Annotated in this window: 9 protein-coding genes; 4 read left to right on the top strand and 5 right to left on the bottom strand. The window is 43.5% G+C overall.

Going from position 1 to position 15,401, the window contains the following annotated elements:
• The first annotated feature begins 200 nt into the window (after positions 1 to 200).
• The 3 genes from ACTQ9T_RS05355 (at position 201) to ACTQ9T_RS05345 (ending at position 7,600) form a co-directional block, all read left to right on the top strand.
• Positions 201 to 4,742 carry a UvrD-helicase domain-containing protein gene (locus ACTQ9T_RS05355; RefSeq protein WP_440464304.1) on the top strand — a complete coding sequence of 1,514 codons (4,542 nt, stop codon included), beginning with the start codon at positions 201 to 203 and terminating at the stop codon, positions 4,740 to 4,742.
• A 74-nt stretch (positions 4,743 to 4,816) separates the two neighbouring features.
• Positions 4,817 to 7,024 (top strand): exodeoxyribonuclease V subunit alpha, encoded by a 2,208-nt coding sequence (gene recD / locus ACTQ9T_RS05350; RefSeq protein WP_440464303.1) that lies wholly within the window; start codon positions 4,817 to 4,819, stop codon positions 7,022 to 7,024.
• A 54-nt stretch (positions 7,025 to 7,078) separates the two neighbouring features.
• The gene (locus ACTQ9T_RS05345) at positions 7,079 to 7,600 is read left to right on the top strand and encodes a MepB family protein (protein ID WP_440464302.1); all 522 of its coding nucleotides are present in this window, start codon (positions 7,079 to 7,081) and stop codon (positions 7,598 to 7,600) included.
• 78 nt (positions 7,601 to 7,678) lie between these two features.
• Here the strand turns inward: ACTQ9T_RS05345 and ACTQ9T_RS05340 are convergent, their stop codons facing one another.
• From ACTQ9T_RS05340 to ACTQ9T_RS05325, 4 genes are all read right to left on the bottom strand, one after another.
• Positions 7,679 to 8,242, bottom strand: a complete 564-nt coding sequence (locus tag ACTQ9T_RS05340) for a hypoxanthine-guanine phosphoribosyltransferase (RefSeq protein WP_189582132.1) — start codon at positions 8,240 to 8,242, stop codon at positions 7,679 to 7,681.
• A gap of 90 nt (positions 8,243 to 8,332) precedes the next feature.
• Entirely contained in the window at positions 8,333 to 9,001 is a 669-nt protein-coding gene (locus tag ACTQ9T_RS05335; protein ID WP_189582129.1) for a hypothetical protein, read from the bottom strand.
• A 366-nt stretch (positions 9,002 to 9,367) separates the two neighbouring features.
• On the bottom strand, positions 9,368 to 11,023 hold the full coding sequence (locus ACTQ9T_RS05330; protein ID WP_440464301.1) for a DUF3482 domain-containing protein: 1,656 nt from the start codon (positions 11,021 to 11,023) through the stop codon (positions 9,368 to 9,370).
• 237 nt (positions 11,024 to 11,260) lie between these two features.
• Complete coding sequence (locus tag ACTQ9T_RS05325) at positions 11,261 to 12,649, bottom strand: DUF2868 domain-containing protein (protein ID WP_440464300.1); 1,389 nt, start codon at positions 12,647 to 12,649, stop codon at positions 11,261 to 11,263.
• 255 nt (positions 12,650 to 12,904) lie between these two features.
• On the opposite strand from ACTQ9T_RS05325, the gene ACTQ9T_RS05320 reads away from it, so the two are divergent.
• Positions 12,905 to 13,672 carry an SDR family oxidoreductase gene (locus ACTQ9T_RS05320; protein WP_440464299.1) on the top strand — a complete coding sequence of 256 codons (768 nt, stop codon included), beginning with the start codon at positions 12,905 to 12,907 and terminating at the stop codon, positions 13,670 to 13,672.
• A gap of 130 nt (positions 13,673 to 13,802) precedes the next feature.
• Here the strand turns inward: ACTQ9T_RS05320 and ACTQ9T_RS05315 are convergent, their stop codons facing one another.
• Positions 13,803 to 15,347 (bottom strand): bifunctional 2-methylcitrate dehydratase/aconitate hydratase, encoded by a 1,545-nt coding sequence (locus ACTQ9T_RS05315; protein WP_440464298.1) that lies wholly within the window; start codon positions 15,345 to 15,347, stop codon positions 13,803 to 13,805.
• Positions 15,348 to 15,401: the final 54 nt, after the last annotated feature.

Raw genomic sequence — 15,401 nt, 5'->3', positions numbered from 1 at the left:
GGCGTGTCTTTATTTCAAAAATGGTGATAAAAATGAGATAAATTGCCGTTAAACGAGGAAAATAGTGCAGATAATATCGGGATATTAACCAGCTGTTTGACGATGTTTGGCAAAATTTAGCTGTTTTTAGCCCATTTAGATAACTATCGAGTGAATTGAAGATACGCCCTAATAAATAATAATTAAAAGTATGCGCCCATATGACAGACCTTAGCGACCCAACCAATACCATTGACTCGTCGACACAACCGAACTTATTCAATGAACCTTCAGATGAGCTGCCTTACTCGGCTGCTATACCTGAACGTAAAGCTGATGTCATACCGGCAGTTGACGTTGACCTAACGGGTAAGCACCTGATTGAAGCCTCAGCTGGTACTGGCAAAACTTGGACGCTGACTGGTATTGTACTGCGCCTACTGATTGAAGCGCGACGTGCGCCAGAGCAAATCATCGCCACGACTTTTACTCGAGCTGCCGCTGCCGAAATGCGTCAGCGTATCCACGATCGTTTGGTAGATTTCTATCAGTTATTACAATGGGTCAATAGCCTAAGTGCTGATATTAGCAATAAAGAGAGTCTCTATTCCAATATACTGCAAGTCATGCCTGAGGGTAATAAAGACGCACAAGCAAGCAATGATTCAGACGTAGACGCAAACATTGAGACGGGCATTAACGAGTTAAATCAAGACCTTGCTGCTGATAAGCAAGCGGTGGCTGAGCAACGTAAACAGGCAAAGAAAGACCGTGAAGATTGGCTGGTTAATCAGGCCAAATATGTGCGCTTAGACGGTATCATGCAAGATCCTATTAACTTGCATCTTGTCGGTTATTTGCTAGATCACGTGTACAGTTACCCAATGGCTGAAGCTATCAGACGTACCGCATTGGTACTCACCACATTAGATAAGCTATTCGTAGGTACTCTCGATAGCTTGGCGCAAAAATGGTTGACGGAATACAGTAGCGAGACTGGTCACCAGCAGGGCATGGGGATTATTGAAGACAGCAGTATTGAACAGGTTACCGATAGCATTGTTCATGATGAGCTGCGTCAATTTCAAAGCCGCTTATACTATGAGCAGCCTAAACTTTACGCGCTAATGGATCAGCAAGGTAAGCTGTCTGCAGTAGGCGATCATAAGAAATATGTGACTCGATCGCTTAATTTTATCTCTGCGCCGATTGATGAGATAAGGATTGAGAAAGGCTTTGATTTTGATGCATACGAGAAGCTAATCAATGAGTTTTCTCAGTTAGATTTAGCCGATATCCAGCCTTATTTAAATCCTGATTATAGAAAGTCTCAAGGCTTCAATGGACGTTCTAACTTATTTAAACAGTTTGATGCCATTATCGAGGTGCATCAAAAGATATCGCAGTATCAGCTGACATTTAATAGCTATTTAAATGAAAGCGAGAATAAGATTCTGACATCATTGCAGGATTCTAGATATCCCGATGAAGATGGCAAAATTAAGAACTTTAATAAGAATAAAGAAAAAGAGCATCAGACGCTTTTTGAGTTAGAGACCATTAGTAAGTTAATGGCTATCTTAGACATGCTAGACAGTTTAAATCAGCATGTTTTATTGGTCTTAGCCAATCTTAACCGTCATATTGTGCTGGCTGTGCGTAATAGGCTACCAGTCATTTTGGAAGAGCGCGGCGAGACGACCTTTAGTTTGCAGATGGTACGCTTAAACCAAGCATTAACTGGTCGCCAAGGAGACAAGCTGGCGCGTTATATTCGTCATCATTACCCAGTGGCATTGATTGACGAGTCGCAAGATATCAATGGCGAGCAAGCCATTATGATTGAAAGCATCTACTTGCCAAAGAATAAGCGTAAACAGTCGGACAGTGACAAGCAGTCAACCACTAAGAAAGCCAATCATGAGTTTCTGCTATTGGTTGGTGATCCCAAACAGGCTATTTATGGGTTTCGTGGCGGTGATGTGGCCAACTATAACTACATGAAAGCCCAGTTTGACAAGAGTACGCTCTGGACACTTGATATCAATCGCCGTTCAAATGCCGGTGTGATTAACGCATTGAACTGTTGGTTTGGTATGGCTAATGCAACAACTGCTGAGAATAAGCTGTCGCAGTTGGGTACGGGTATTCACTACCAACACATCAAAGCAGCAAAACCGGAATATGAGCTGTCTTGGTTTAATGAGTCAAATAGTCTAGATGATGTACTGGTGACAGAGGTGCTTTCTGCTCAGCCAGTGAGCTTATTGCACCTGCCTTATGACAAGGACAAAGAGTTTGATTACGATGAGCATGAAATAACAGCTCGCCATATAGCCACTTTGCTTGCTAGTGGTCAGACGCTAAAAGGTAAGCCGATACAGCCGAGTGATATTGGGGTGCTGGCACGTGCCAAAAAAGATCTGAAACGCGTTGAAGATGAGCTTGTAAAACTTAATGTGCCGACCTTGACGACCAGTGATGTCAGCATCTTTGAGACTATCATGGCAGAAGATGTGGCGGCGCTACTGAGTGCCATGCTATATCCATATCGTCATGACATGATTAATCGGGTATTGACCAGTCACCTATATGGACTGAGTATTAAAAACATCAAAGCCATGATGACGGATCATGAGTCAGGCGTTACTGAGGGCAGCAGTACAACAAGCTTCCATTCACAAAACTCTAATTCGAAAGACCTTCCAGCCAATGAAACGACTGATAATAAAAAGAGCTATCAAGATTTTATTACCTATCTAAAAGAAGGTGCACAGCGTTGGCAGCACTTTGGCATATTATCAGCGCTACATTATTTATTAGATAAAAGCCCTGTACAGCCGCAAGGTGTTTGGCAGGCCTTAGCTGCGCATCCAGAAGGTGACCGTCATATCATGGACTTGCGTCATGTGATGGACATCTTGGCGCAGTATGGTCTAGGCATGGGTGAGTATGAGCTACTGGCGTGGTTCAGGCAGCACATAGATGCAGCGCCCAACAGTGATTGGGCTAAGCAATACCCATTACCGACAGAATCTGGCGTACAGTTAATGACCATTCATAAGTCAAAAGGGCTTGAGTTCCCTATTGTCTATGTATTGGGAATGGGTGATGCCAGTAGGAAATCTGGGAATAAGGAAGACTATGGGCTGTATCTATATAACGCGCAACAAGCGCCTTCAGCGCTAGTGCGGCAGTCGATAGAAGTGCAGCAGTCGATAGACAGTCAATCAACGGGTAATCAGCGCCGATTCTCACCATTGCAAGGCTCTGCCACGGTTGAGGGTTACTATACGGATATCGAAACACAAGAAGGTTTTGATGAGATAAGACGGCTTGGCTATGTGGCATTTACTCGGGCCAGCGAGCAGCTTTATGTGGTGCTGCGAGATCCGAGTAACAAGACAGGGTTTGAGCTAAAGCCAGTGTTTTATTGGTTTGAATCGCCAGAAGCAAAATTTGAGCTACCAGATAGACTCAAAGGTACCATAGGCATGCTCAGAGGGCATAAGGTTAATGAGTTTTATGACAATAATTACGTAAGCAATGCTGCTGATTCAGCAGGTATAAATGACAGTGCTCAGCTAGCTGCAACCAAATCAAATGCTTATAAGCCTACAACAGAGGCTATTGAGTACGCACCCTTTGCTGAGGTGATGAAAACCAATTATTTTTATGGTTGGGCTAAGACCAGCTTTACCGCCTTAGCGCGTCAGCTAGATGAATCTACACAAGCAATGGCGATAGTGGATGAGCGTATTGATGATGCGATAGACATTGATATGACAGAGTCTTCAGTTTCAGACCTTTCTTCACTGAATAGCAAAGAGTCTCTCGAACAAGACGGTGAACTAAGCCTCAAGTTAGAAGAGGATATCCGCTTTACCTTTGTAAAAGGTGCCAATGCCGGTACGTTTTTGCATGAGATATTTGAACAAATAGATTTCACCAATAAAGCTCAGTGGTCTCAGGTTATTGATAGAGCGATTAGTAGCTATCAGTTGCCGCTCATATATAGTAGTGCTGAACAACAGAGCCGCAGATCACAAGGCAAGAAACAAAGAAATAGTGATGGGTTTGATCTTGAGTCAATAGATACAACGAAGCATGAAGCATTAATCAATTGGGTTGAAGAGGTACTGCATGCGCCATTACTATCTTCCAACCAACCTTTGATCGCTCTCAGCAAAGGTAAGCGATTTGCTGAGTTAGAGTTCAACATGGGGCTGTCAGAAAGGTTTAAAGCACAGGATATCAGTAAGCTTTTCCAACAGTATTTACCTGACGAGATAGATAAGCACGTCACTTTAGTGCCACAAAACAAAGCTCATCTGTATCGTTATTTGCGTGGTGAAATTGACTTAGTGTATGAGCATGCTGGCAAGTATTATGTGGTCGACTATAAAAGTAACTTCTTAGGAAATAGCCTAAGCGATTATAATGAAAATACGCTCAAACAAGCAATGTCTAAGGCGGGGTATTGGCTACAAGCAGCGATTTATCAAGTGGCTTTACATCGGTTCCTTGCCATGAGAATCAGTGATTATACGGGTAACGAAGATAAGTACTTAGGCGCTGTAGAGTATGTGTTTTTACGCGGTGTGTATGATCCGAATGCTAAAATCGCTGACACTATATCTCAAGATAATAATAAGCCGAGCAGTAACAATTTAGAGAATTATAACTGCTATGGATTGGTCACTTGGGACATTCCTATCGACTTTGTTAAAGGTTTAGACGCACTATTTGGCACGCCAGATTAATAAACTTAATATGACAATTAGATGGGCAAAAATTGTTATAACACTTAATCAGATCAAAAAGAGACAAGCACACGATGAGTAATAATAATAATAAGAAGAGCAAGTCAGCTATTAGCTTACAAGAGAGTTGGGCCAGTAATCTTAGTGATTATATTTTGCTGCGTCGTCAGCAAACGCATGTAGCGTATAACGTGACAGATATAAAGGTAGAGGCTGAGAGTAAGCATATCGGTAAGACAGAGGATAACGGCTTATTTACGGCTTTATTCGTTATGTTGGCCACTCATTTGGAGGAGGGTCATACCGTATTGACCATTGAGGCAGCTGAGCATGACACACCGCTACAAAGTCAAATCAATGGTGAGTTGGTCGCACTATATGCGTGGCAGCAGCACTTATTAGAGATGATGGCAACCCCGATACTCGCATTGATGGATGCTCAAGCAGACACGCAACTAGAAGATGATTCTTCAGTTGAGCCACCATTATTTGGCTCATTAGATGCTTTGTTTAGTAAACGAGCTCAGCTATGGGCGCAGTTAGCACTTAGCAGCCATGAAAGAGAAATGATGGTCAAACGGTTTGATACGATAGCTATGCTATATCAGCGCCTAAAAAATACGGACTTAACGACTTTCCTTCAGTCAATTCACGAGCATGAGTTGTTTTCTGACGTCAATATAGATAATAGTAATATTAAAAATAGCCTAAGCAAAAACAAACCTATCATATATCAAATACAAGAAAATCAAGCTAATAATGAAACGGAGCTAACACTCACTTTTTGGTTACATCGTGCTTGGCAAGCAGAGTTTAATTTAGCAAAAAATATCAACAATATCTTAAATCAGCAAGTAAGCCCTTTACAGATAGCAATGCCTGAAAACCTTCATGAACACCAAGTAAAGGCGATTCATGTCGCTAATAACAACGCGTTTAGTATTATTACTGGCGGCCCAGGTACAGGTAAAACATACACCGTGGCTCAATTGGTCATTGCGCTGCAGCAAGCGACAGAGAGTGGGGGGGATGGGGCTGAGCATATTCGGTTCAGTACGGACAGTGCCAGTTTGGCATTGGCAGCACCGACTGGTAAGGCTGCCCAGCGAATGCAAGAGTCTCTGCAGGCGGCTCTAGACGCGGCGAATGTAGAATTACAATTGCAAGAAGCAAAAACCATTCATCGTCTGCTAGGTATCGGCCGAACAGGCAGGCCTCGTTACAATGCGGATAACCCACTAGGAGAAGATATTATCATCGTTGATGAAGCATCGATGCTCGGGGTAGAGTTGGCCAATTATCTTGTGAGTGCGGTAAAACCAGGTGCTAGGCTGATATTATTGGGCGATGCGAACCAGTTAGCAGCAGTAGATGCAGGGGCTGTATTGGCTGATCTCTGTCGTATTCCACTACTGCAATCTATTCATGCAGAGCTAACCGAGAGCCGCCGATTTAGCGCTGATTCAGGTATCGGCAAGCTGGCCTCGCAAATTAATGAAGCAGAGGTAGATACGCAAGCTATTTGGAAGTTGTTAAAACAAGATAAAGCATTGAGCTTTCGATATGTGAATACGCTACAAGCAGAGTCTATATTAGATAATAAAGAAAAAAATAGCCTAAGCAATAAAAATATGTTATCAAAAATAGCTCGAAATTACCATTCATACGTAAATAAAATTCAAAATTTACTGGAAAATCCAATAGAAAAATCTATGCCAGAATCAGTAAAAAATACTGTATCTCTATTAATGGAAACATTTAACCAATTTAGAGTCTTAAGTGCTGGTCATAATGGCGAGTGGGGCGACTATTATATTAATAACTATCTCACCCAGTGGCATCTGGCTGAACTAAAGCTACCGTTGGGTCAAAACACATGGTTTCATGGCCGTCCTGTCATGGTTCTACAAAACAACTATGAACTGGGATTGTTTAATGGTGATATTGGTTTTTGCTTACAGACCAGCGATGATAGAAGTCGACTAGAAGTATTTTTTGAGAATAAAACACAAGGAATTGCGGTTAATTTACTAAATGAAGAGGTGATCGCCACCGCGTATGCAATGACCATTCATAAGTCACAAGGGTCTGAGTTTGATCATGTGGCTATTACTTTTGATAATAGTCATGCAAGATTATTGAGCAAAGAGCTTATTTATACAGCAGTGACCCGTGCTAAGAAACAGGTGACCATTTATAGTACCAAGCAAGCTTTCGAACGCGCTGTCAAAACACCAACTGAGCGCCATACAGGCTTGGCATTACAGTTTTCTAAGCTTTAATAGATAACTATTACAGGACATGAAAGTACAAGATGTATAAAAGGAGGGTTAAAGTTGCATACCTTTGATAGTGTGCTAGATCATATCAATGAAATCATTTATGAGCCTCACCAATTCATTGTATCCTCGATTAAACAGGAGGTACAAAACTCTGAATACGCAGCAGGATTATTTACCTTATCCTCTCGGTCGGCTATTAAAACAGCTAGAGGTAGAGTGGCTAAGCAAACAACTACCAAAATAGGGCAGTTCGTTACCTTTTGGGAAAAGGACACCACAGGCATTAATCAACCTTTCCAATATGATCAGTCACCAGACTTGTTAGTAATCACGACATTTAAAGACAATCATACATTTGGTCAGTTTGTTTTTCCGAAGCATGTCTTGCTTAAGCATAATATTCTTCAATCTCATTTTACAAAAGGTAAGATGGGTATGAGGGTGTATCCTAGCTGGGATAAGCCAACCAGTAATACTGCTGTAAAGACTCAGAATTGGCAGCTCGATTATTTCTTCACGGTTACTGATACAGGCATACTACCTACAGAAAAAATACGAGCATTGTATGAATCATAAAATCTAAGCAATAAAAAAGCATCCAAATTGAATGCTTTTTTAGAACTCAAATATTTTTAAGCATTTAAAGTATAAGACTTAAATTTTGCCTTCTTTGATTGCATAGATACCAGGCAGATGGCGCAAGTAGCCATGAAAATCCATACCACAACCATAAACATAACGGTCTGCAACATCAATACCCACAAAATCAACGTCAAACCCTTCAACTTTACGATCGTGTTGCTTATTGAGTAGGACGCAAGACTCGATAGACAATGGCTTTTCTTTACCCAGTTCTTCAACGATGGCTTTTAGAGTGATGCCTTCGTCAAAAATATCATCAATCAATAAAACGTGTTCGCCCTCGATGTTAACATCAGGCTTAAATTTCCAATCAAGCTCACTGGTACCTTCGTTATCACGATAGCGTGAGGCATGGATATAATGCATGCGATGATAGAAAGTAAGGTGAGTAAGCAGTTGACCGGCTGGGATAAGACCACCGTTCATAACGACCATAACGATTGGGTTTAAACCCACATAATGTAGGTTGAGCTGCGCTGCAAGGCGCTCATAAGCAGCGGCTACTTCGATACTGCTGATAAGGCACTCTGAGTTGCGTAGGGTTTTTTCAATTTCTTGATTACTAATTTGGGTCATGAGTTGCGCCTTGGATAAAAGTGCCGCCTATTTTAGCAAATTTTAGCAAATTTGCCCAACACTACCTTTTTAATAAGAATATAAATTTTACTATGATGGCTTTTTTACAATGAACGGACGGTAATAATTGGCCAAACGATTCAGTGATGTATCAGGTAGGTCCGGCAATAACTTGTTCAGCGCCATGCTCATTCCTTTATCAATGGCGGCTTTGGCAACTGGCACAGACTTACGTTTAATCATACCGAGCTTCAGCGTTTCAGCAAAGCGACTGACAAAGTGGGTAAGCGTCTCTTCATTGACAGTTTCGAGTGCTGTTTTGAACTTCGCTCTATCCACATGCTCAGGTGTAATAGCGGCAAAACCTTCATCGATGGTCTTTGCATCTGAGTCTGACAGTTTGAAACCTATACGCTTGACACCTTCATTGTCGATAAATGTGGCACGATCCCTTAAGAAGTGAAAGCTAGGAAGCACTTCTTCATTGTTTTCTTTACCCAATAAAATATTGAGTAGAGTATCGGTCGCACGCTCAATCGTTACAACAATTTTTCGCATAGAGGCTTGACGCTCGGGATTAGGAATAATATCTACCAAGCCAACCAATAAGTTATCTGTAAGGTCGCGAGCCGTCTGATGCGTAAGCGCATCGCGATACGGGTAATAATCCACTTGCTCATTTGAAGCAATGACTTGTTCGGCCTCAATGATTAATGCTTTTAATTTATCTGAAGGTACGAATCCAAAATAATGTTCCATGATACTTCCTTTATTTGTTGTTTTTCATGTTTAACCAGCGTTACATCCCTCATCAAGTCGATTACCATTTAAATAACCTGCTAAGTAAAGACTCGCCATACTTTATGCTGATGAGGGACATGCCTCAATTATAAATGCAAGGCTATGTTAACCAGCAATGACCTGACGGGAGCGCTGTGATTTCCATAATAACCAGTGATCTGAGTCGCTCAACGCCCACTAATTTAGCATATTTTTTATATGCTGATTTAAAAATATTGAACTCATAAGAATATCTAATTACTTATCTAATGAACATTGAGGCTATTGCAATCCTGCGATTACATGGATTTGTACGACAGAGGCCAAAGAACTATTCAACGACTGCTAGCACTTATGTGACTGCAATTTCCCAGAAAGCGACCATGCCATATCGAGCCGCAAACTTTGGGCAAGTTCTGCTTTACCACTACTGAGCGATGACCATTGTGGTTTGCCCCGTGCTTTTTTAAGCTCGCTTGGTAGCTTATTCGTTGGCCATGGTGTCACGTTATTGTCTTCTCCAGACAGATCGTTACTATCTTTATCACCTTTGTATAATAGCTGCGTGGCATCAGTCGCAGCGTGACCACGATGGCGTAGGGCAGTGAGTAAATCTATCGCACGAGTGGCGAGCAAGGTTAGGGTAGCAGGGTCAATGTATAAGCGTTTTACTCCAGTAATCCGGTCGGCGATGCTACTGGTATTCGATAATAGCCCACCTGCGATACCACCTATTGCCGCACCCAATCCCAACGTCGTGCCAAGTGCTGCCGCATCAATGCCCAATCCAAGCAGTGCACCAGCTGCCGCGCCCGATGTCGTACGAATGCCATAGCTTTTGAGCAATTCAGGGTCAAAAGGATCTTGCTGATACGCTTGTAGTTCAAGCGGTGTTGCTGCGACCGCATTGTCATAAAACTTATAAAGGTTAAGTAAGTTGTGCTGCATCGCGCGCTCACTTTGCCTAACGGCTTCTTGCATTTGCTGCAATACTGGCATCGGGTCGTCATCATCGCTAATCTCACGCACGAAAGCGGCAACATTCAATAAAAAATCCGCAATGATGATATTAGCCTCATCGTATAGCTGTGCCCAGTCTTCTGTGCGTCTCTGAATGAGCTGTTCAAGCATCTCTGAATGGGTAAGCATGGTCGCAAGATTTTGCCACAAATGCATTTCATCTTCGAATTCAAAAGCGACTGAATCGAAACGGGTAGAAATGTGCAGATTGCGTCTTGCCAGCATGGTCTGCCACTCATCAATATTCGCATTTTGGCTGTCAGTAAAATTGAACACCGGCATAACAGGTATCGCTGCCCACGATAAAATGGTCAACTCATCCTTGTATTTACCCAATACTGGCTCACGCGCATCGACGACATAAACTGCCATATCACTTGCCAGCAATTGGCGGATAACTTTGGCTTCTTGGCTATAGTCCTCATTGCTACTTAATGCATCACCACCTTGAGCGATATCAGCCGCCAAAAATTGCTGTAGGCGCTCAATACCATCGCGACGACTGGCAGTATTGTCCTCTAACCAATCCATCAATCCCGATGCGTCCTCTAGACCTGGTGTGTCATATAACGCCACCAATACTTCGCCGGTCTGACTATCGGTCAGTTGGGCGCGTTCGACATGGCGTGTCGTCGCGGCTTCGTTTTTGACTTCACCAAAATACACGTCACGTAATAAGGTACGCAAAATAGAGGTCTTACCCGTATTGGTATGACCAACCACCGCCAGTTTTAATGCCTCACCGCTGGCTATCGTGGTTTTCTTACTCTCGCGAGTTGTTGAATCTTCTGCTTCATAATTAGAATTAGAACTGGTATTGATGAAAGTGGCGACGTCGGTTGTATGACTAGCACTGGTTTTATTAATATTAATAGGCTGGGTAGGTGCTGTCGTTGAATTTTCTACGTTGATAGGCTCATCTTTTAATGCCTTGTCGGCGAAGAGACCAACAGGCTCATTCTTCGTTTTATTATTATCCATCATCTGGTTCCGTATTATATTTATTAGGGCGTGTCCTCAATTCAATTGATCATATCTAAACGGGCTAAAAATGGCTAAATTTTGCCAAACATCGTTAAATAGCTGGTTAATATCCCGATATTATCTGCGCTATTTTCCTTGTTTGACTGCAATTTATCTCATTTTTATCACCATTTTTAAAATGAGAACACGCCCTAGAGTCTGGCGAAAATTTGAAAAAGTTATTATCATTTTTTATTAAGCAGTATAAGTACTAGTACTTACCAAGCCAATCTTTCGTGCTGATAGAGCTGTTTGCCATTGTTGATATCGCACATTTTGTTGCTGCGAAAATTTTTGTTGCAAGGCGTCAGTAGTGTCAGACTCATCATTAAGTAGCTGCACAATCAGCCCGTCTTTAGCATGAGCCGCAATTTGATCGAGCTTGCGTAGCGTGCCACGGTCGGGCAGGGCTTTGCTATGAATACCAAGCAAGACTTGTACTGGATGGGTCTTTAGATACACGGTTAATCGATCCATATCATCACGGTCATCAACAATGCCGAAATTCTCTATCTCACTATTATCATCAGTATTGGCATCCAGACCTTTTTGCCACCAGTTATCTTGCTCTGACGGATATTCCAGTAGCGCAACCAGCTTCTTGCCAGCGCTGACAGTTGCCTTTGGAGCGATAGGCGCCGCTACCTCCGTAAAATCATCGGCATCAACCACATGACGCTGCCAAAAATTTAGGATTTTTTGATAATAAGGCAGCTTGATGTCCAAACGCATTTTTTTACGACGGAACATGAAGGCACAAAACGCCCACGCTATCACCCGTGGCACGATACCATACATCAGCAAACTACCAATTAACAAGCTTGCCCATTGCCGCGCGACAGACAATGGCATGGCATCTGTCACCAGTCGGCTCTGCACGATAGCAGCATTGTCAGGTACACCAAATCCGACCATACTGGGTAGCCAGCCGAGCACTTGGGTGAGGGTAATCAGTGCCTGATCGGATAGCAGCGTCGACTCCCAACTAAAGCTATACTGGCGCACGATCAATAAGAATATAATCGCAAAGAGCATACCGGTTAAGGTGGCAAGCCATAACTGATGACTAAAACGACCCAAATACCAGCGCATACCACTGTGCTGTAATTGACGCTCGTACAAGTCAACCGCCGCTTGGGTGACATCGTCCTTACCACGGATAAGATAACTGGGGCTGACAAAACTGGCAAACCAGCTGGGCGACTGACGACCTTGGTTAAGCAAGGTCATGACCAGCCAACCAGCCAGCATAAGGGTATGAAACCCAAGCAAACAGACCAAGACATAAAAGAAATTGACGACATTGGCTTGTAGTAAGGTAAATAACCCTAAAAAACCCGAGATGCACCAGACCACACTCATGACTACCATGATGCCTTTTATGCGCCCATCAATCTTGCCCAATACTCGTGCTAGCGCGCCGTTACTGTCGATACGTGAGGCACGGCGATGCAGTTTTTGGATGGGTTTTCCGTCCTCATTTTGCAGTTTTTCCGTGATTAATAGCGGGTCAGTGGCAAAGACATGTTGCTGCGTCTCAAGCGTGCGTACCAGCTCAGTCAATTGATCTTGGGGTGAGAGCATAAGGTGATAATATCCGTATAAAAGCGTTCATTTAGAAGACAATTTTTGATTATTGTAGCGTATATATAATGATGATTACTGCTGTTATTTTGCAGCGTCACAAACCAATGCTAACTAAATGAGCCATTATTAAGCATTTTTGTCATGGTAAAGGTGATAAAAATCAGCCAGAATGAATGATAGACAGGATAGTCATAAAGATAAGCCATACACTAGGCATGTCCTCATTTTAGAAACACAAAAAAAGGAATCGTTATGAGTACCAAAACTTATCTAATCATCGGCGGTACGGGTGGCATTGGCAAAGCCATGGTAGAGCAATTGGTAGAGAGTACGGCCAACAATAATGATGGAGACAAGGACAACCTGCGCGTCTTTGCTACTTATCATAAGAGCGTTCCTGATTTTGCAGCGGACAATCTCTACTGGGTGCCCATGGACATCTGTGACGAACAGAGTATCAAACAAGCGGCGGATGTCATTAGCCAGCATACCAGCCATATTGATTGGCTCATTAACTGTGCAGGGCTTTTGCATACTGCGACGCAGCAACCCGAAAAATCACTACGGCAGATTGAGACAGATTTCTTCTTAATGAATATGCAGGTCAATGCCTTAGCCGGTCTGCTTATTGCTAAGCATTTTAGACCTCTATTGGCCAAATCTGAGCGTAGTAATGACAATCCTGCCGTTTTTGCGACCATTTCTGCACGAGTCGGTAGTATCAGCGATAATCAGTTGGGCGGTTGGTACAGCTATAGGATGAGCAAGGCGGCGCTCAATATGGGCATGAAAAATTTAAGTATCGAATGGTCACGGTCGCTCAAAGATGTGTGCGTGGTGGTCATGCAACCCGGAACCGTCAACACGCAGCTGTCAGCGCCTTTTCAAGGTAATGTGGCTGATGGGCAATTATTCTCGCCAGCCTATAGTGCAGAATGCTTATTAGAAGTACTAAGCCGCATGACGGCTGCGCAATCGGGCAGCTTTGTTGATTGGGCAGGGGAATCTATACCTTGGTAGCGTCAAACGATTGAATATTAAAATTGATTCAACTCAATAGGGCGTGTCGCTATCATGATATTAACGACACGCCCTATTTTATTGATAAGACAAGGATAAATTTAGCGTAAATCTCTAGGTGAGCAAATGCTTAGTTCGCCATAAACAAGTCCATAAACTCATGCACGGGTGTCTGCTCCAAACGTTTTTGATCGCTGCATAATGCAAAAATAGCCTCGCAGCGACTGTCAATAAAGCGCGTCGCCAGACTGGCTCGAAACTTGGCTTCTAATACAGGCAAACCTTCTTCACGGCGGCGTTTGTGACCGATAGGATATTCTACAGCGACCTTATCGGTACTGGTGCTATCTTTAAAGAACACTTGAATGGCATTGGCAATCGAACGTTTGCTTGGGTCATGATAGTCTTTTGAATACCGCGGATCTTCCTCTACCACCATCTTGCTGCGCAACTCATCGATCAATATATGATGCTGCTCATGATAATCGTCTTCATAGTTTTCTGCCATTAGGTCTCCTGTGAGCAACGGCACAGCCACCATGTATTGCAAGCAATGATCCCTGTCAGCAGGATTGGCAAGCTCGCCTTGTTTTGAGATGATGCGAATCGCTGAATCATGGGTCGTCAAAACGATTTTTTCGATGTCATCAATTCTATCTTCGATACGTGGGTACAAAATAACGGCCGCCTCGCATGCCGTCTGCGCGTGAAACTCAGCGGGGAAGCTTATCTTAAATAAGATGTTTTCCATGACATAGCTGCCAAAGTCACGCTGGAAGGTAAAGCGACGCTCGTTTTCGGGCTTGGTGGCTAAGTCCTTATTGGTGTGGCTAAACAACACATCATAGAATCCCCACTGCGGTGCGGTTAGTGCCCCAGGAATACCCATCTCACCACGTTTGGTGATATCTACCAAGCGTACCGCACGGCTGGTCGCGTCACCTGCTGCCCAAGACTTGCGGCTCCCTGCATTGGGCGCATGACGATAGGTGCGTAGTGCTTGTCCATCGACGAGGGCTTGTGAGATAGCCGCCATGATGCGCTCACGCGGTAGATTGTAGAGCTTGGCGACGACCGCAGTTGAGGCCAATTTTACTAAGAATACGTGATCAAGCCCAACGCGGTTAAAGGAATTGTCTAGTGCCAGTACGCCTTGAATTTCGTGCGCCATAATCATCGATTCGAGCACGTCTCTCATGGTGAGCGCCGCGCGACCTTGGCTGACGTTTTGCTGACTAATATAATCTGCGACCGCCAAGATACCACCGAGATTGTCTGACGGATGTCCCCATTCAGCCGCCAGCCACGTATCGTTATAGTCTAGCCAGCGTACGATGCAGCCTATGTCAAAGGCGGCTTTGATAGGGTCGAGGCGATAATTCGTGCCGGGCACACGCGCGCCATTTGGGGTGATTTGATCGGGGCAATCGGGGCCCAAGTGCTTGGTGCATTCAGGGAAACGTAGCGCCAGTAGACCGCAGCCCAGTGTATCCATTAAACAGTAACGGGCAGTACTCCAAGCGTCATCACTGTTTTCGGAGTCTTTATCGATAGAGTAAGTTAAAACATAGTCGGCGATTTTTTGAATTTCATCGTCATATTCTGGACGGACGTTGCTTTCTACTGTCGCACTACTTATATCTGAATGGGTGGTATCTGAGTTGGTATTTGACATGGTCGTCTCCTTTTCCTTGAGTGTGCTACTTCTTTAACCAATTATCTTGGTTAT

The sequence above is a fragment of the Psychrobacter sp. ASPA161_6 genome, assembly GCF_051970285.1.
Taxonomy (GTDB): Bacteria; Pseudomonadota; Gammaproteobacteria; order Pseudomonadales; family Moraxellaceae; genus Psychrobacter; species Psychrobacter glaciei.
This window is presented reverse-complemented; position numbering and strand designations above follow the sequence as displayed.

What these genes read in the sequence shown, in the direction of transcription:
- ACTQ9T_RS05355 (WP_440464304.1), top strand. Translation starts at nt 201, where the DNA reads ATGACAGACCTTAGCGACCCAACCAATACCATTGACTCGTCGACACAA.
- recD (WP_440464303.1), top strand. Translation starts at nt 4,817, where the DNA reads ATGAGTAATAATAATAATAAGAAGAGCAAGTCAGCTATTAGCTTACAA.
- ACTQ9T_RS05340 (WP_189582132.1), bottom strand. Translation starts at nt 8,242, where the DNA reads ATGACCCAAATTAGTAATCAAGAAATTGAAAAAACCCTACGCAACTCA.
- ACTQ9T_RS05335 (WP_189582129.1), bottom strand. Translation starts at nt 9,001, where the DNA reads ATGGAACATTATTTTGGATTCGTACCTTCAGATAAATTAAAAGCATTA.
- ACTQ9T_RS05330 (WP_440464301.1), bottom strand. Translation starts at nt 11,023, where the DNA reads ATGGATAATAATAAAACGAAGAATGAGCCTGTTGGTCTCTTCGCCGAC.
- ACTQ9T_RS05325 (WP_440464300.1), bottom strand. Translation starts at nt 12,649, where the DNA reads ATGCTCTCACCCCAAGATCAATTGACTGAGCTGGTACGCACGCTTGAG.
- ACTQ9T_RS05320 (WP_440464299.1), top strand. Translation starts at nt 12,905, where the DNA reads ATGAGTACCAAAACTTATCTAATCATCGGCGGTACGGGTGGCATTGGC.
- ACTQ9T_RS05315 (WP_440464298.1), bottom strand. Translation starts at nt 15,347, where the DNA reads ATGTCAAATACCAACTCAGATACCACCCATTCAGATATAAGTAGTGCG.